Source organism: Nocardioides sp. NBC_00163 (assembly GCF_045206295.1).
Taxonomy (GTDB): domain Bacteria; phylum Actinomycetota; class Actinomycetes; order Propionibacteriales; family Nocardioidaceae; genus Nocardioides.
In genome coordinates this window covers 253,332-268,890 of record NZ_CP108155.1, presented here as the reverse complement: position 1 = coordinate 268,890, position 15,559 = coordinate 253,332, and the positions used below count along the sequence as shown (strand labels likewise).

19 protein-coding genes are annotated in these 15,559 nt (G+C 69.5%); 16 read left to right on the top strand and 3 right to left on the bottom strand.

Going from position 1 to position 15,559, the window contains the following annotated elements:
• The first annotated feature begins 1 nt into the window (after nucleotide 1).
• From tatC to OG801_RS01335, 6 genes are all read left to right on the top strand, one after another.
• On the top strand, nucleotides 2-847 hold the full coding sequence (gene tatC / locus OG801_RS01360) for a twin-arginine translocase subunit TatC (RefSeq protein ID WP_406033078.1): 846 nt from the start codon (nucleotides 2-4) through the stop codon (nucleotides 845-847).
• A gap of 16 nt (nucleotides 848-863) precedes the next feature.
• Complete coding sequence (locus OG801_RS01355) at nucleotides 864-1,763, top strand: diacylglycerol/lipid kinase family protein (protein WP_406033076.1); 900 nt, start codon at nucleotides 864-866, stop codon at nucleotides 1,761-1,763.
• A 30-nt stretch (nucleotides 1,764-1,793) separates the two neighbouring features.
• Nucleotides 1,794-4,574 carry a DEAD/DEAH box helicase gene (locus OG801_RS01350; protein WP_406033075.1) on the top strand — a complete coding sequence of 927 codons (2,781 nt, stop codon included), beginning with the start codon at nucleotides 1,794-1,796 and terminating at the stop codon, nucleotides 4,572-4,574.
• Nucleotides 4,575-4,727: 153 nt separating this feature from the next.
• Nucleotides 4,728-5,834 (top strand): ferrochelatase, encoded by a 1,107-nt coding sequence (locus tag OG801_RS01345; RefSeq protein ID WP_406033073.1) that lies wholly within the window; start codon nucleotides 4,728-4,730, stop codon nucleotides 5,832-5,834.
• Between the two features lie 33 nt (nucleotides 5,835-5,867).
• Entirely contained in the window at nucleotides 5,868-6,728 is an 861-nt protein-coding gene (locus OG801_RS01340) for an inositol monophosphatase family protein (protein ID WP_406033071.1), read from the top strand.
• A gap of 266 nt (nucleotides 6,729-6,994) precedes the next feature.
• A complete protein-coding gene (locus tag OG801_RS01335) occupies nucleotides 6,995-7,285 on the top strand; it encodes a DUF4193 domain-containing protein (RefSeq protein ID WP_040755057.1) in 291 nt (96 codons plus the stop codon).
• Between the two features lie 161 nt (nucleotides 7,286-7,446).
• Here OG801_RS01335 and OG801_RS01330 read toward each other — a convergent pair whose 3' ends face one another.
• Both OG801_RS01330 and OG801_RS01325 read right to left on the bottom strand, forming a co-directional pair.
• Nucleotides 7,447-7,761: a DUF4235 domain-containing protein gene (locus tag OG801_RS01330; protein WP_355019545.1), complete on the bottom strand. Its 315-nt coding sequence runs from the start codon at nucleotides 7,759-7,761 to the stop codon at nucleotides 7,447-7,449.
• Between the two features lie 35 nt (nucleotides 7,762-7,796).
• The gene (locus OG801_RS01325) at nucleotides 7,797-8,273 is read right to left on the bottom strand and encodes a DUF3093 domain-containing protein (protein ID WP_355019544.1); all 477 of its coding nucleotides are present in this window, start codon (nucleotides 8,271-8,273) and stop codon (nucleotides 7,797-7,799) included.
• A 55-nt stretch (nucleotides 8,274-8,328) separates the two neighbouring features.
• Between OG801_RS01325 and dut the strand changes: the two genes are divergently transcribed.
• The 6 genes from dut (at nucleotide 8,329) to OG801_RS01295 (ending at nucleotide 12,697) form a co-directional block, all read left to right on the top strand.
• The gene (dut, locus tag OG801_RS01320) at nucleotides 8,329-8,781 is read left to right on the top strand and encodes a dUTP diphosphatase (protein WP_355019543.1); all 453 of its coding nucleotides are present in this window, start codon (nucleotides 8,329-8,331) and stop codon (nucleotides 8,779-8,781) included.
• A gap of 53 nt (nucleotides 8,782-8,834) precedes the next feature.
• Nucleotides 8,835-9,497 (top strand): DUF3710 domain-containing protein, encoded by a 663-nt coding sequence (locus tag OG801_RS01315; protein WP_406033069.1) that lies wholly within the window; start codon nucleotides 8,835-8,837, stop codon nucleotides 9,495-9,497.
• 7 nt (nucleotides 9,498-9,504) lie between these two features.
• On the top strand, nucleotides 9,505-9,876 hold the full coding sequence (locus OG801_RS01310; RefSeq protein ID WP_350658712.1) for an OB-fold nucleic acid binding domain-containing protein: 372 nt from the start codon (nucleotides 9,505-9,507) through the stop codon (nucleotides 9,874-9,876).
• Nucleotides 9,877-9,887: 11 nt separating this feature from the next.
• The gene (locus OG801_RS01305) at nucleotides 9,888-10,637 is read left to right on the top strand and encodes a DUF3159 domain-containing protein (protein WP_355019541.1); all 750 of its coding nucleotides are present in this window, start codon (nucleotides 9,888-9,890) and stop codon (nucleotides 10,635-10,637) included.
• A 17-nt stretch (nucleotides 10,638-10,654) separates the two neighbouring features.
• Nucleotides 10,655-11,182 (top strand): cell division protein FtsQ, encoded by a 528-nt coding sequence (locus OG801_RS01300; RefSeq protein ID WP_406033066.1) that lies wholly within the window; start codon nucleotides 10,655-10,657, stop codon nucleotides 11,180-11,182.
• Nucleotides 11,183-11,260: 78 nt separating this feature from the next.
• On the top strand, nucleotides 11,261-12,697 hold the full coding sequence (locus OG801_RS01295) for a PepSY-associated TM helix domain-containing protein (RefSeq protein ID WP_406033064.1): 1,437 nt from the start codon (nucleotides 11,261-11,263) through the stop codon (nucleotides 12,695-12,697).
• 1 nt (nucleotide 12,698) lies between these two features.
• Here OG801_RS01295 and OG801_RS01290 read toward each other — a convergent pair whose 3' ends face one another.
• Complete coding sequence (locus OG801_RS01290; protein WP_355019538.1) at nucleotides 12,699-13,112, bottom strand: transcriptional repressor; 414 nt, start codon at nucleotides 13,110-13,112, stop codon at nucleotides 12,699-12,701.
• 128 nt (nucleotides 13,113-13,240) lie between these two features.
• Here OG801_RS01290 and rpmB point away from each other — a divergent pair, with 128 nt between their 5' ends.
• From rpmB to OG801_RS01270, 4 genes are all read left to right on the top strand, one after another.
• On the top strand, nucleotides 13,241-13,477 hold the full coding sequence (gene rpmB / locus OG801_RS01285) for a 50S ribosomal protein L28 (protein WP_350720330.1): 237 nt from the start codon (nucleotides 13,241-13,243) through the stop codon (nucleotides 13,475-13,477).
• Nucleotides 13,477-13,782 carry a 30S ribosomal protein S14 gene (gene rpsN / locus OG801_RS01280; protein WP_406033062.1) on the top strand — a complete coding sequence of 102 codons (306 nt, stop codon included), beginning with the start codon at nucleotides 13,477-13,479 and terminating at the stop codon, nucleotides 13,780-13,782. The genes rpmB and rpsN overlap by 1 nt, the downstream gene beginning before the upstream one ends.
• A 74-nt stretch (nucleotides 13,783-13,856) precedes the next feature.
• Nucleotides 13,857-14,843, top strand: a complete 987-nt coding sequence (locus tag OG801_RS01275) for a permease (protein ID WP_406033061.1) — start codon at nucleotides 13,857-13,859, stop codon at nucleotides 14,841-14,843.
• Nucleotides 14,840-15,553, top strand: a complete 714-nt coding sequence (locus tag OG801_RS01270) for a TIGR03943 family putative permease subunit (RefSeq protein ID WP_406033059.1) — start codon at nucleotides 14,840-14,842, stop codon at nucleotides 15,551-15,553. Before OG801_RS01275 ends, OG801_RS01270 begins: the two co-directional genes overlap by 4 nt.
• The last annotated feature ends 6 nt before the right edge of the window (nucleotides 15,554-15,559 follow it).

Genomic DNA, 15,559 nt, shown 5'->3' with positions numbered 1-15,559 from the left:
CTTGTCCATCGCCGGTGTTGTCGCGATCTTCAGCGGCACCCCCAAGCACGCCATCGGCGACGACGGCCGGATGGCGCTCTCCGACCACCTGCGTGAGCTCCGCGCGCGGGTGATCAAGGCTGCCCTGGCTCTGGTCGTCGGTTTCATCGTCTCGCTGTTCTTCTTCGAGCAGCTCTTCGGCCTCGTCATGGACCCCTATCTCAAGGCCGTCGAGATGATGGACACGAACAGCGGGGCCGAGTCGCTGAGCTCCGTCAACGGGGCAGCGGGCGGCTTCATGCTTTACCTGAAGCTGTGTGGACTGGCCGCCTTCATCGGCACCAGCCCGATCTGGCTGTACCAGATCTGGGCGTTCCTGATGCCGGGGCTCCACGCCCATGAGAAGAAGATGTCGCGGATCTTCGTGGCGGTCGCCAGCCCCCTGTTCATGGCCGGTGTCCTGCTCGGCTACGTCACTTTGCCCAAGGGCCTGGAGATCCTGTTCGGTTTCATCCCCGATGGGCTGACCAACATCGTCGAGTTCAGCGACTACCTCAGTTTCCTGAGCCGTACGCTCCTGGTCTTCGGCATCGCCTTCGAGATCCCGGTCTTCGTGATCATGCTCAACCGCATCGGGGTGCTGCCTGGAGCCGCGCTGGCGAAGTACCGCGCCTGGATCATTGTCGGCTCCTTCGTCTTCGCCGCCATCGCGACCCCGTCCGGCGACCCGTTCACGATGACGATCATGGCCGGCCCGATGGTCGTCCTCTTCGGCGTCTCCGAGGTCATCGCCCGGGCTCACGACAGGCGGAAGGCCAGCAAGCGCAAGGAGATGCTCGGGGATCCTGACGTCCCGTCGGTGATCTGAGCACTAGTCTTCACCCGTGACGCGCCAGATCGCCCTGCTAGCCAACCCCACCGCCGGCCGCGGCCACGCCGACCAGATCCTCGATGCGGTCACCGCGAGGCTGGCGGCCTCGGGGGCCGTCGTCGAGCACCTGATCGGCGACGACGCCGAGCATGCTCTCGAGCTGGCCCGGAAGGCGGCTGCCGACGGGGTCGACACGGTCGTGACCCTCGGCGGTGACGGCATGGTCCACATCGCGGTCCAGGCACTGGCCGAGACCGAGGTCAGCCTCGGCGTCGTCCCGCTCGGGACCGGCAACGACTTCGCGCGTGCGCTCGGGATCCCGACGGTCGATCCGCTCGCCGCCGCTGACGTGGTCGTAGGCAACCACACCCGTCGCGTCGACCTCGGCCGCAGCGATGACACCTGGTTCGCCACGGTCTTGGCCGCCGGGTTCGACGCAGCGGTCAACGAGCGGGCCAACGCGATGAGGTGGCCCCACGGCGATCTTCGCTACACGCTCGCCGCGCTGTCGGTGATCCGTAGCTGGAAGCCGGTGCCCTACCTGCTGGAGATCGAGGACTCGACCGGCGCGACCACGGTTCGCGAGCAGGAGGCGATGCTGCTGGCGATCGCCAACACCGAGTCGTACGGAGGAGGTCTGCGGATCGCGGCGGACTGCGACCCCGCCGACGGCCTGCTGGACGCCATCCTCATCAAGCCGGTCTCGCGGCTGGAGTTCCTGCGCGTCTTCCCGGGCGTACGCCAGGCCAAGCACCTCACCCATCCGGCCTTCGAGCGCATCCACGCCCGCCGGATCAAGGCCTCCGCCCCCGGTGTGATCGCCTACAGCGACGGGGAGCGCCTGGGCCCCCTGCCGCTCGACGTCGAGTGCGTCCCTTCCGCTCTCGGCGTACTCGTGCCGCCGCCGTCCTGACTGTCGGTGTCGGTCGATAGGCTCGGGACCATGGACGCCTCGCCAGCGGAGAAGTACGCCGCTTTCAAGCGTGACAAGGACTACCCCGTCTTCCGGGACTTTGCCTCGCTCTACGACTTCGGGCTCGACGACTTCCAGATCGAGGCGTGCAAGGAGATCGAGCAGGGCAAGGGCGTTCTGGTCGCCGCGCCGACCGGGTCGGGCAAGACGATCGTCGGCGAGTTCGCCATCCACCTGGCGCTCGCGACCGGTCGCAAGGCGTTCTACACGACCCCGATCAAGGCGCTCTCCAACCAGAAGTACAACGACCTGGTCAAGCGCTACGGCCCCGACCAGGTCGGCCTGCTGACCGGCGACAACGTCGTCAACGGCGAGGCGCCGGTCGTGGTGATGACCACCGAGGTGCTGCGCAACATGCTCTACGCGGGCTCGCAGACCCTGATGGGCCTCGGGTTCGTGGTCATGGACGAGGTCCACTACCTCGCCGACCGCTCCCGCGGCGCGGTCTGGGAGGAGGTCATCATCCACCTGCCCGAGTCGGTCTCGGTCGTCTCGCTGAGCGCGACCGTCTCCAACGCCGAGGAGTTCGGTGAGTGGCTCACCACGGTGCGTGGTGAGACCACCACGATCATCGAGGAGAAGCGGCCGGTGCCGCTCTACCAGCACGTGATGGCCGGCCGGCGGATCATGGACCTGTTCGCCTCCTCCGACGTCGACGCGGCGGCCGGGTTCGTCAAGGAGGGCGCCCCGGTCAACGGCGAGCTGATGAGGCTGGCGCGCGACGACTGGGCGGCAGGCCGGATGACCGACCGGCGTACGCCCAAGGACAAGCGCAAGGGGAATGGAAACCGGCGCGTGGGCAACGGGCGGCGGGTCTGGATCCCGTCGCGCGTGGAGGTCATCACGGCCCTGCAGCGCGACAACCTGCTCCCCGCGATCAACTTCGTCTTCTCCCGGGTCGGCTGCGACGCCGCCGTGGGCCAGTGCATCCAGGCCAACCTGCGGCTGACCACGCCCGACGAGCGCGACGAGATCATCGCCTACGTCGAGGAGGCCTGCGCCGACCTGCCAGACGAGGACCGCCACGTCCTCGGCTACCACGACTGGATCGACGGCCTCTCCCGTGGCGTCGCCGCCCACCACGCCGGGCTGCTGCCGGCGTTCAAGCAGGTCGTCGAGGAGCTGTTCCTGCGCGGCCTGGTGAAGGCCGTCTTCGCCACCGAGACGCTCGCGCTGGGCATCAACATGCCCGCCCGCACGGTGGTCATCGAGAAGCTCTCGAAGTGGAACGGCGAGGCCCACGTCAACCTCTCGCCGGGGGAGTACACCCAGCTCGTCGGCCGTGCCGGCCGACGTGGCCTCGATGTCGAGGGCCACGGCGTCGTGCTCTGGCAGCAGGGGCTCAACCCGCGCGAGCTCGCCGGCCTCGCCTCGACACGCACCTATCCGCTGCGGTCGAGCTTCAGGCCGTCCTACAACATGGCGGTCAACCTGGTGCACCAGTTCGGCCGGGCGCGCTCGCGCGAGCTGCTGGAGCAGTCGTTCGCGCAGTTCCAGGCCGACAAGGCGGTCGTCGGGCTGGCCCGTCAGGTGCGCAAGGCGGAGGACGCGCTGGAGGGCTACCAGGAGGCGGCGACGTGCGACCGCGGCGACTTCATGGCGTACGCCGCGATCCGCCGCAAGATCTCCGACGTCGAGAAGTCCTCTTCCCGCGAGCGGCGTTCGGACCGACGCGACGAGATCATCGATTCGCTCTCGAAGCTGAAGATCGGTGACGTGATCGACGTGCCGACGGGCAAGTTCGCCGGATATGCCGTCGTCCTCGACCCGGGATTCGACCCCGAAGGGCCGCGTCCCTACGTGATCACCCAGGACCGGCAGGCGCGGCGCCTGGCGATGATGGACTTCAACGTGCCGATCGTCGCCCAGACCCGGCTGCGGGTGCCGAAGTCGTTCAACGGCCGCAACCCGCAGATGCGGCGCGACATGGCCTCCCGGCTTCGGGAGAAGACCCGCGACCTGCGACCGGTGCCCTACGAGGGGTCGCCGACCGCCCGCAAGGAGCGCAAGAGCTCGGCGGAGACCCAGATCTCCGAGCTGCGGCGCGAGCTGAAGATGCATCCCTGCCACGACTGCCCCGACCGCGAGGACCACGCCCGCTGGGCCGAGCGCTGGTTCAAGCTGTCACGCGACACCGACACGCTGCGCCGCCGGGTGGAGGCGCGTACGAACACCGTCGCGCGCACCTTCGACCGGGTCTGCGAAGTCCTGGTCGCCCTCGACTACCTCGAGGGCGAGACGGTCACCGAGCGCGGCACCCACCTGATGCGGCTCTACTCCGAGATGGACCTGGTCGCCGCCGAGGCGCTCCGCGAGGGGCTGTGGGACGACCTGACCCCCTCCGAGCTCGCCGCCGCCCTCTCGGTGCTGGTCTACGAGGCCCGTCGCGCCGACGACGCCACCCCGCCCCGCCTCCCCGGCGGCCGGGTCAAGGACGTCATCGCTGAGACGGTCCGGCTGTGGGGCCAGCTCGACGCCCTCGAGCGCGACCACAAGCTCGACTTCCTCCGCCAGCCCGACCTCGGCTTCGCCTGGGCCGCCTACCGCTGGGCCGAGGGCGACGAGCTCGACGACGTCCTCAGCGAGGTCGAGCTCGCCGCCGGCGACTTCGTCCGCTGGGTCAAGCAGCTCATCGACCTCTGCGGCCAGGTCGCCGACGCCGCCGGCGACGTCCCGCTGCGCCGCACGGCCCGGCAGACCATGGACCTCCTCAAGCGCGGCGTCGTCGCCTACTCCTCGGTGGTGGAGTAGCGTCGCTGGTCGAGCCGCCGGAGCCTTTAGGCGGAGGCGTGTCGAGACCAACACAGTCCCATCGAGCGCGACATGGACTGTGTTGGTCCCGACACGCTCGGCCGCGGGCGGCCTCGCGGCTCGACCAGCGGGGGCGATCAATATGATGGTCGGGTGGATGTCTCTCCTTACGATGCCTTGCTGTTCGTCTCTTTTGGGGGGCCGGAGAAGACCGAGGACGTGGTGCCGTTCCTGGAGAACGTGACCCGGGGGCGGGGGATCCCGCGGGAGCGGCTGGTCGAGGTGGGGCAGCACTACTTCGATCGGGGCGGGAAGTCGCCGATCAACGACCAGAACCGGGCGTTCCTGGCGGCGCTGCGCGGCGACCTGGCGGAGAACGGGATCGACCTGCCGGTCTACTGGGGCAACCGCAACTGGGACCCCTACCTGAGCGACACGATCGCGCGGATGCGGGCCGACGGGATCAAGCGGGCGGCGGTCTTCGCGACCAGTGCCTACTCGTCCTACTCCTCGTGCCGGCAGTACCGCGAGAACCTCTTCGAGGCGTGTGACAACAGCGGCGACGTCGAGAGCGCGCCGGTGCTCGACAAGCTGCGGCGCTACTACAACCACCCGGGCTTCGTGGCACCGGTCGTCGACGGGGTGCTCGCCTCTCTCGAGGACCTGCCCGAGGACGAGCGTGATGGCGCGCGCATCCTCTTCGTGACCCACTCGATCCCGACCGCGATGAACGACAACGCTGGCCCCGACGGCAACGCGTACGTCGCCCAGCACCTCGACGTCGCCAAGGTGATCGCCGAGCAGGTCGCGCAGCGGCGCGGGGTCACCCACGAGTGGGACCTCGTCTACTGCAGCCGCTCCGGCGCCCCGAACATCCCGTGGCTCGAGCCCGACGTGAACGACCACCTCGAGGACCTGGCGAGCAAGAATGTCGCCGCCGTCGTGATGTGTCCGGTCGGCTTCGTCTCCGACCACATGGAGGTCGTCTACGACCTCGACACCGAGGCCATGGCCACCGCCGAGAAGCTCGGGATCCACGCCCGCCGCAGCCCGACCGCGGGGGAGGACCCGCGCTTCGTGGCTGCCGTACGCGAGCTGCTCCTCGAGCGTGCCGCTGCGGAGCGTGGGGAGGCCCCTGAGCGGCCTACCGTGGGCGACCTGGGCCCCGGGCCCGACCGCTGTCCCGCGGGCTGCTGCTTCAACCAGCGCTCGCAGCTGCCGACCCTGTCCGGAGAGGACTCGCCCCAGTACTCCGAGTAAACAGGTGATCAGCCGCGACATAGGGTCGGCCCCATGACAGAGCATCCAGCGCCGGCTCAGCCCGCCCCCAAGTCCGGAGACCTGCTCGCGCTCGCGGTGGCGACCGCCCGCGCGGCCGCCGATCTCGTTCGCGAGCGGGCCGCCGGCGTGGTCGAGGTGGCGGCCACGAAGTCGACCGCGACCGATGTGGTCACCGAGGCCGACCGGGACACCGAGGCGCTGATCCGGCGGCTGATCTCCCAGGAGCGTCCGGAGGACGCCTTCTTCGGCGAGGAGGGCGAGGAGACGCTGGGCACCAGCGGCGTACGCTGGATCGTCGACCCGATCGACGGCACCGTCAACTTCCTCTACGGTCTGCCGAGCTACGCGGTCTCGATCGCGGCGGAGTACGCGGGTGAGGTCGTCGCCGGCGCGGTCGTGGACGTGCCCCGCGGCACCCTCTACGCCGCCTTCCGGCAGCCCGACGGATCGGTCGCCGCGGTCAAGGACGGCGAGCCCATCCGCGTACGTCAGCCCGCCGAGCTCGGGCAACGGCTGATCGCCACCGGGTTCTCCTACGACGCCGAGCTCCGCCGGGTTCAGGCCGAGGCGCTGGTGCGGCTGCTCCCCGTCGTACGTGACGTTCGTCGCATCGGCTCGGCCGCCCTGGACATCTGCGGAGTGGCCGAGGGAACTCTCGACGGCTACCTCGAGGAGGGGCTGCACCTGTGGGATCACGCCGCGGCCGGCCTGGTCGCGGAGGCCGCCGGTGCTCGTTGGGAGGCGACGACCGGCATCGGCGGTCGCCGGTTCGTGATCGTCGCACCAGCCCACGGCTACGATGAACTACGGAAAGCGGCTGTTCAGGCCGGTTTTCTGCCAGTTGACTCGCTCCCGGGTGTCGTACCCGACTGAAAGCCGCTGGTTGATGTAGATCTATGACCGGCCGGGGGCCGGGAAGGTCCCGGAGCCCCGTCGGTACAGCCGCGTTCACCCACCCGAAACTCGACGCTCATCTATCCCCGTGATAGGGAATACCGCCAGATGACAGAACGTTTCGGCGACGCGGACCCGGTTGAGTGTGCGAAATCCGCATTGATGGTGCACAATCCACGGGCCGTGCCGCTGCCCTCGGGGGCGCGCGGGGGGACTGAAGATGAGTGAGAAGGGGAGTGGCGCATATGGCGACGGACTACGACGCACCGCGTAAAAATGAAGAGGACCAGTCCGAGGAGAGCATCGAAGAGCTCAAGGCTCGTCGTCATGACAAGAACTCGGGCAAGGTTGACGAGGACGAGGCCGAGGCGGCCGAGTCGTTCGAGCTCCCGGGAGCCGATCTCAGCCACGAGGAGCTCGCGGTCGAGGTCAAGCCGAAGCAGGAGGACGAGTTCACCTGTATGAGCTGCTTCCTGGTCCACCACCGCAGCCAGCTGGCTGACGAGAAGAAGATGATCTGCTTCGACTGCGCGTAAGCGCAGTCGAAAACGCGGAGTCGGCGGGTTTGTACAGCTTGCGCTAGCAAGCGCTGTGTACAAACGCGCTGACTCGGCGGAAAGCCCGACGCAAGCCGGGCAAATAAGCAAGGCCGCACGGAACCCCGTGCGGCCTTCTTGCTATCTCAGAATCTGCTGACTCAGGACTCGTCCTTCTCCAGCTGCTTCGGCAGCCGACCGACCGACTTCATGTAGTAGTTGGCCGCTCGGCGCTGGGCGAACATCCGCGCGAGCGCGACGGTGGCGCCGGTCGCAGCCGACCAGAGCACGGCCTCCACGAGGCGTACGTCGGGGTCGGCGGGGTTCGCCGGTGGCTTGCGTCCGGTGGACGCCTTCCAGCCGGTGGAGAGGACCTTGTTCGTGACCTTCGCGGCCCCGATTCCGCTGACGAGGGCCATGATCGCCCAGACCTTGTCAGCCTTGTCGGCTTTGTCAGCCTTGGTGGACTTGGACATACCTCGAGCCTAGGCCATGGCGGGGAGGTTGCCGCTCAGAGACTCGCTCGGAGCGCGTTGACCGTCTTCGCGAGCGCCACCGGGTGGCGGGTGAAGAGCAGCCAGTAGGGCGCCGGGTCGGCGGGGTCGTCGATGGTGACCCGCACCGCGCGTTTGAGGTAGGGACGAAGGAGCAGGTACGCCCTGGCGTCGGCGTCGCGCCCCGCAAGGTGATGTGCCTCGGTCTCGTCGAGAGCGACCGCCTCGCCGAGGAAGCGCGCCTCGATCCGGGCGGGCCCGGCGCGCAGGACGCCGTCGGCGATCGTGATCCGGGCGTTGCCGTAGACGATCATGGCCAGCGCGAACAGGCCGACGATCGCCGCGGTGATGCCCCAGGCGAGTGCGGCCGGAACCCACAGGATGACCGCGATCCACAGGGTCGCCAGGAACATGACGCCCTGGACCCACCACCGCAGCGGCACGGTCAGTCGCTCGTCGTACGCCGGGGTGCTCACGAATCGTGAGTTTTTCATGTCGGTCAAGGGAGTCACGAATCGGGTGAGCCGTAGAGCATCTAAGGTGCGGGTTGTGTCTGATCTCGAAGTAGCCCTGGTCCGTCTCGACGCCGAGCTGCCGCCCCCTGCGTACGCCCACCCGGGCGATGCCGGAGCCGACCTGCGGACGACCGTGGACGTGAGCCTGAAGCCGGGGGAGCGCGCCCTCGTGCCGACCGGGATCGCGATGGCGCTGCCGGAGGGGTACGTCGGCCTGGTGCACCCGCGCTCTGGCCTCGCCGCCAAGCACGGGCTGTCCATCGTCAACGCCCCCGGCACCGTCGACGCCGGCTACCGCGGCGAGGTGAAGGTGGCGCTGATCAACCTGGACCCTGTCGAGGCGATCGAGCTGCGTCGCGGCGACCGGATCGCCCAGCTGGTGATCCAGCGCGTCGAGCAGGCTCGTTTCGTCGAGGTGTCCGAGTTGCCCGACTCGGTTCGTGGCGATGGGGGATACGGTTCTACAGGGGGCTTCTCCAACCGCTGAGGGATCAGTGTTAGATAAGTCTCCTCAGAGACTCACCGCAAACCTGAAAGCAGATGGTCGTGAAGTTCCGCCGCAAGTCCACGCCCTCCCACCGGGGAGAGCCATCTGCACCGGTCACGGACGGGCCGATGGCCCCCGAGCGGCCGGTGCCGGCAGCTCCCGAGGTCGGGCCGTTCGACATCGACTCCGTGCCCGACGGGCTGATCACCGGCGACTGGGTGGACCTCGGCTCGATGATGCTCGCCCCCGCGCCGGGCAAGGAGCTGCGCCTGCAGGTGGACGAGAAGTCCGGGCAGATCGCGGCCGTGATGCTGACCGCCGAGGACGGCGCCATGGAGCTGCGCGCCTTCGCCGCGCCCCGCAACGGCGACCTGTGGACCGAGTCGCTGCCGATGCTGCGCGAGGACGTCCAGCAGCGCGGCGGGGCCACCGCCGACTTGGAGGGTCCCTGGGGCACCGAGCTGATCACCCAGATGAAGGTCAAGCTGCCCGACGGCCAGCCGGCCGTCCAGCAGACCCGCATCATCGGCGTCAACGGCCCGCGCTGGATGCTCCGCGCCACCATGATGGGTCGTCCCGCGATGGAGCCGACCGCCGGCAAGGAGTGGGAGAAGCTCCTCGAGCGGGTCGTCGTGCGCCGCGGTGAGGGGGCCAAGCCGAAGGGCGAGGCGCTCGAGGTGAAGCTGCCGCCCAACGCCCGCCGCGTCGAGAAGTGAGCCAGTAGTGTCCAAGGGTCGGCTGCGCGCGAAGCTCAGTGAGTGGGCGAACACCGGCTCGATCGACGCGAGCGAGATCCGGGCCGCCTACGTCGCCAAGGACTTCGCCTCCATCGCCGACGCGCCCGACCGTGAGCCGGTGCGGCTGCGGGGGACGTTGCGTACGATCACGCTACGACCACGCGGCGGCGTCCCGGCGCTGGAGGCCGACCTGTTCGACGGCTCCGGCACCCTGACGCTCATCTGGCTGGGACGCCGGCGCATCGCCGGGATCAGCCCGGGCCGGTCGCTGCAGGTGCAGGGCCGCATCGGCCGTACCGACGGCCAGCGCATCATGTTCAACCCCCGCTACGAGCTGATACCGGACCCCAACGAGTGAGCCAACCACACGTGAGCCCCACCTCTGAGACCCCTGCCGACGGCCAGGGCGACGAGCACGACCACAACCATCCGACGGTCGACACCGTCGAGGCGGTCGTACGCCGCCAGATGTCCGCCGGGCTGGGCGGTGTGCGCGGGATGCTCGAGGCCGGCGTGCCCGGCCTGGTCTTCACCATCGCCTGGCTGGTGTTCAAGGACCTCAAGGTCGCGCTGATCGCCTCGGCGGCGACCGCGGCGGTCTTCCTGCTGGTCCGGCTCGTGCAGCGCTCGAGCCTGCAGTACGTCGGCAACGCCATCTTCGGCATCCTCATCGGCTTCGCGGTGGTGCGGCTGGCCCAGTCCATGGGCGGCACGGCCGAGGAGCAGGCGCTGGCCTACTTCCTGCCCGGCATCCTGATCAGCCTCGGCTACACCGTCGTGGTCGGCGGCCTGTGCCTGATCGGCTGGCCGATCTTCGGCTTCTTCATCGGCATGGCCAGCGGCGATCCGCTCGAGTGGCACCAGGACAAGCAGATCGTGAAGCTGTGCTCGCGGCTGACCTGGCTCTTCCTGGCGCCCGGCGCGATCGGTGCGGCCATTCAGGGCCCGATCTGGTTCCTGGCCTGGAGTGGGACCATCGACCGGGACTGGGCGATCCTCGCCCTCGGCATCCTCCGCACCGGCCTCGGCTGGGCGCTCCGGATCGCCTGCTACGGCACCATGATCTGGCTCCTCGCCCGCAACCACACGCCGGTCCAGGGCCGCCCCCAGGACGCCTGAGCCGGATGGAGCTCCGGGTGGTGAGGCCGACACGCGGAAGCGTGTGGCTCTCCCTGCTCGCCACCATCGAGATCATGACCGGCGCGGCCCTGGCCCACCTGGCCGCGGGCGGCGCGCTGCCGAGCGCCGGCTGGCTGGCCGCGGCGGCCCTGGCCGTCTTCGGTGCCGGCGTCGTGGTGCTGCAGCGCCGGGTCGGACTCCTCACCGGTGCTGTCCTGGCCGGCCTGTCCCAGCTCGGGCTCCACGAGGTCTTCGCGGCGTTCTCCGCGGCCCCCGGTGTCGAGCACCATCACGCGGTCGGCACCTCGCTCGGCTCCGCCGACGGCGCCGCGATGCTCCTGGCCCACGCCTGCGCCGCCGTCCTCTCCGTCGTCGTCTGGGTGCTGCACCGCAGGGCCCTCGCCGTGGCCGTACGCAGCCTGCCGACGCCGCGGATCGCGGTCGCCGGCCGCCTGCTCGCCGAGTCGACACAGCTCGTCCCGCGACCGGCCCTGTGGGCCCATGTCTCTCCGCGAAGAGGACCGCCGAGGCCGGCAGGCCTCTGAGATCCCTCTGCGAGCACCACCGGGCGAGTCCCGGTGGCTGTCTTGCGTACCCGAAAATTCGCGAGAGAGAAACCTCCAATGTCCGTTCCGACCCAGTTCCAGACCGCACCGCCGGCAGAGCCACCGACGGAGGCGCCCGGCGCCAGGCCCGGCTGGTGGCCGATGATCCGCCCGCTCGTGCTGCGGCTGCACTTCTACGCCGGGGTTCTGGTCGCCCCGTTCATCCTGGTCGCCTCGGTGACCGGGCTGCTCTACACGATCGCCCCGCAGGTCGAGCAGATCGCCTACCACGAGCTGACCCATGTCACCCCGGCCGGCGAGACGGTGCCGCTGGCCGAGCAGGTCGCCGCGGCCCGGGCGAGCCACCCCGACGGCGACATCCTCCGCATCGACGTGCCGCCCGCCGCAGACCGAAGCACCCGGGTGGTCTTTGCCGACGAGACCGTGCCCGACGACTACGCGATGTCGGTCTTCGTCAACCCCTACACCGCCGGCGTGGAGGGCAAGGTGCGCAGCTACGGCCAATGGCTCGGCTTCCGCGCCTGGCTCGATGAGCTGCACCGCAACCTCCACCTGGGTGTCTTCGGGCGTCACTACAGCGAGCTCGCCGCGAGCTGGTTGTGGGTGGTGGCCCTCGGCGGGCTGATGCTGTGGATCGGCAAGGGACGCCGAGACCGGCGGGTGCGCCGGCTGGTCACGCCCGACCCGGCGGCCACCGGACGCTCCCGGGTGATGTCATGGCACGCCGTCATCGGGGTGTGGGTCCTGCTGGGCGTACTGGCGCTGTCGGTCTCGGGGCTGACCTGGTCACGCTTCGCCGGGGCGAACATCGGCGAAGTGCGTACGGCGCTGTCGTGGACCGAGCCCACACCGGCCACCTCCCTGCACACCGGCGGCGCCACGGACGAGCACGCGCACCACGGCTCCTCGGGCCCGGCGGCAGGCGTCGAGGACCCGGATGCGGTCTTCTCCGACGGGGCCGGTGTCGACGGCGTCCTCGCCACCGCGCGGGAGGCCGGGCTGGGTGATCCGCTCTACCTGGTTCCGCCGGCCGACGGCGCCAGCGCGTGGACGGCGGCCGAGAACAAGCGTGACTGGCCGACCAGGTACGACGCGATCAGCGTGGACCCCGCCACGGGCAAGATGCTGGACCGGGTCGACTTCGCCGACTGGCCGGTCATGGCGAAACTGACCGACTGGGTCATCGGCGCCCACATGGGCATCCTGTTCGGCGTCGTCAACCAGCTGGCGCTCGCGGCGCTGGCGATCGGCCTGATCGTGATGACCCTGCTCGGCTACCGGATGTGGTGGCTGCGGCGGCCGCGCGGCGCGAGCCGGCTGCGGTTCGGCCGGCCGGTGCCTCGCGGTGCCTGGCGCCGGCTGCCGGTGCCTGTGCTGGTCGGTGGCATCGCGGTGACCGCGCTCGTCGGCTGGTTCGTCCCGATGCTGGGGATCAGCCTGGTCGCGTTCCTGCTGGTCGACGCCGCACTGGGGGCGGTGCGTCGGCGCAGCTGAGTCAGGAGGCGGCGCAGGTCGCGCAGAGGCCGAAGATCTCCACGGTGTGGTTGACGTCGGTGAAGCCGTTCTGCGCCGCCACCTTGTCGGCCCAGGTCTCCACGGCCGGACCCTCGATCTCCACGGCCTTGCCGCAGCTGCGGCAGACCAGGTGGTGGTGATGGGTCGTGGAGGCGTCGCCGCACAGCCGGTAGGTGGACTCGCCGTCGGGCTTGTGGATCACGTCGGCGAGTCCGTCGTCGACGAAGATCTGCAGGTGGCGGTAGACCGTGGAGAGGCCGATCTTCTCGCCGTTGGCTCGCAGCGTGGCGTAGACGTCCTGGGCGCTGCGGAAGGTGTCCTCGGCGGCGAGAGCCTCCTTCACCGCGGCGCCCTGGTTGGTTGCGCGCCGCTTGACCTGCTGGGTTGGTGCCATGGGCGCCATGTTAGTCGGTATCGGTATGGATCCCCTGCCCAGTGGCACCGTCAGCAGGGCGGTCGATGACACCGTGTGCGGCGCCTGTGTCATAATGGGAACGATTCCCAATAAGACGAAAGGCTGCCATGTCACGCACGTGTCAGGTCACCGGAGCCCGCCCCGGCTTCGGCAACAACCGCCCCTGGTCCAAGAAGGCGACCCGGCGACGCTGGGAGGTGAACCTGCAGAAGAAGACCTACTACGTCCCCAGCCTGGGCCGGAAGGTCACGCTGCGGCTCAGCACCAACGCGATCAAGCGGATCGACGTACGTGGCATCGACGCCGTCGTCGCCGAGATGCTCGCCCGAGGGGAGAAGGTCTGATGGCCAAGAAGTCCAAGATCGCGGCCGAGGCCAAGCGCCGCGAGATCGTGGAGCGGTACGCAGCACGCCGGGCCGAGATCAAGGAGCGCATCCGCACCGCCGGGCCCGGCTCGGCCGAGCAGGCCGAGGCCGTCCGCGCCCTGTCCCGCCTGCCGCGCGACTCCTCACCCGTACGCCTGCGCAATCGCGACCAGGTCGACGGCCGGCCGCGGGGCTATCTGCGCAAGGCGGGCGTGTCCCGGATCCGGTTCCGCGAGCTCGCGCACAAGGGGCATCTGCCCGGGATCACCAAGTCCAGCTGGTGAGTTCCTAACGAGAATCGTTCCGAGTCGGCGAGGCGCAACCCGGCCGTCATCGGCCTGTGCTAAACACACGCCTCATGAGTACGAAGACCCCGGTGCGGGCAGCCGAGAAGTCTGGGTTCAGGCTGGGGCAGACAGAGGTCGTGGCGATCGTCCTGCTCGTCATCCTGCTCTCGCAGCGCTGGCTGCTGCCGCTGTTGGACCATGACCTGTTCAACACCTGGGGCACCATCTTCGTCGCCATCGTGGTGCAGTCGGCTCCGTTCCTGCTCGGTGGCGTGCTGCTCAGCGCCGTCATCTCGACCTTCCTCTCGGAGAAGGCGCTGAGCAAGATCGTGCCCAAGAGCCCGGCGCTCGGTGTCCCGGTCGCCGGCCTGGCCGGGATCGGGCTGCCGGGCTGCGAGTGCGCCGCGGTGCCGGTGACCAACTCGCTGATCCGTCGTGGGGTCGCGCCCGCGGTGGCCCTGACGTTCATGCTGGCCGCGCCGGCGGTCAACCCGGCGGTGCTCGTCTCGACCGCCGTCGCCTTCCCCGGCCAGCCGGTGATGGTGCTGGCCAGGTTCCTGGCCTCGATGATCACCGCCGTCGCGGTCGGCTGGATCATGCTCGCCCGCGGCAAGCTGCTGCTCGAGCGGCTGACCAACTTGGGTCGCGACCAGCACGCCCACGAGCGGTCGTTCCTCGGCAACGTCAGCCACGACTTCCTGCACGCCTCCGGCTTCCTGGTGCTGGGCGCCATGCTGGCCGCGGCGGTCAACACCTTCGTACCCCGCTCGGTGGTCAACACCGTCGCCGGTCAGGCGGTGCTCGGGATCGCAACGCTGGCGCTGTTCGCGTTCATCGTGGCGCTCTGCTCGGAGTCCGATGCGTTCGTCGCGGCCTCGTTCACCGCCTTCTCCGACACCGCGAAGCTGGTCTTCCTCGTCGTCGGCCCGGCGATGGACATCAAGCTCGCCTCGATGGAGGCCGGCCAGTTCGGCATGGGCTTCGCGCTTCGCTTCGTACCCTTGGTGATCATCACGGCGGTCGCCTCCGCCGTCGGCATCGGATGGTGGCTGCTGTGACACGTACAACTCAAGCCCTGGTCGTCGGCTTCCTCGGCGCCGTCCTGCTGCGGCTCTCGCTCGGCGACGGCTATCTGAGGTACGTCACCGGCTGGATGAAGTGGCCGCTGGTCGCCACCGGCGTGGTGCTGCTCGGGCTGACTGTGTGGATGCTGCTGCGTCCGGCGTCGGGCGAGCACGACGGCGAGGACGGCGACGACCACGACGCCCATGACCACAAGGTTCCGGCGATGACCTGGTTGGCGATCATTCCCGGCGTGATCGTCTTCGTGGCCAGCCCGCCGTCCCTGGGCGCCTACCTCGCCGAGCGACGTGCGGACGACCCGGTCGCGGCGGCCCCCGATGCCGAGATCCTGCCGCTGCCCGCCTCCGACGGGCCGGTCGACGTCGAGGTCGCCGAGTTCATGTGGCGTGCCGGGGTCGACGACGGCGCGACGATCAAGGACCGCGACGTACGCCTCACCGGATTCGTCAGCACCGACGAGAACGGCAACTGGTACGTCACCCGCATCGCCATCGCCTGCTGCGCCGCCGACGCGAGCGCCTCGCGGGTACGGGTCGAGGACTACGACGACGCCCCGGAGCGCGACTCATGGGTCGCGGTCACCGGTCGCTGGGTCGAGGGCACCGCGCCGGGCGGCAAGTCGGAGACGGCCATCGAGGCCGCCTCCGTCGAGCCGCGCGAGGCGCCCGCCAACACCTACCAGTGAGCATCG

Coding starts and splice junctions, on each gene's coding strand:
- rpmB (WP_350720330.1), top strand. CDS start 13,241: ATGTCACGCACGTGTCAGGTCACCGGAGCCCGCCCCGGCTTCGGCAAC.
- OG801_RS01340 (WP_406033071.1), top strand. CDS start 5,868: ATGACAGAGCATCCAGCGCCGGCTCAGCCCGCCCCCAAGTCCGGAGAC.
- OG801_RS01295 (WP_406033064.1), top strand. CDS start 11,261: ATGTCCGTTCCGACCCAGTTCCAGACCGCACCGCCGGCAGAGCCACCG.
- OG801_RS01350 (WP_406033075.1), top strand. CDS start 1,794: ATGGACGCCTCGCCAGCGGAGAAGTACGCCGCTTTCAAGCGTGACAAG.
- rpsN (WP_406033062.1), top strand. CDS start 13,477: ATGGCCAAGAAGTCCAAGATCGCGGCCGAGGCCAAGCGCCGCGAGATC.
- OG801_RS01325 (WP_355019544.1), bottom strand. CDS start 8,273: ATGAAAAACTCACGATTCGTGAGCACCCCGGCGTACGACGAGCGACTG.
- OG801_RS01330 (WP_355019545.1), bottom strand. CDS start 7,761: ATGTCCAAGTCCACCAAGGCTGACAAAGCCGACAAGGCTGACAAGGTC.
- OG801_RS01315 (WP_406033069.1), top strand. CDS start 8,835: ATGGTCGTGAAGTTCCGCCGCAAGTCCACGCCCTCCCACCGGGGAGAG.
- OG801_RS01335 (WP_040755057.1), top strand. CDS start 6,995: ATGGCGACGGACTACGACGCACCGCGTAAAAATGAAGAGGACCAGTCC.
- OG801_RS01290 (WP_355019538.1), bottom strand. CDS start 13,112: ATGGCACCAACCCAGCAGGTCAAGCGGCGCGCAACCAACCAGGGCGCC.
- OG801_RS01275 (WP_406033061.1), top strand. CDS start 13,857: ATGAGTACGAAGACCCCGGTGCGGGCAGCCGAGAAGTCTGGGTTCAGG.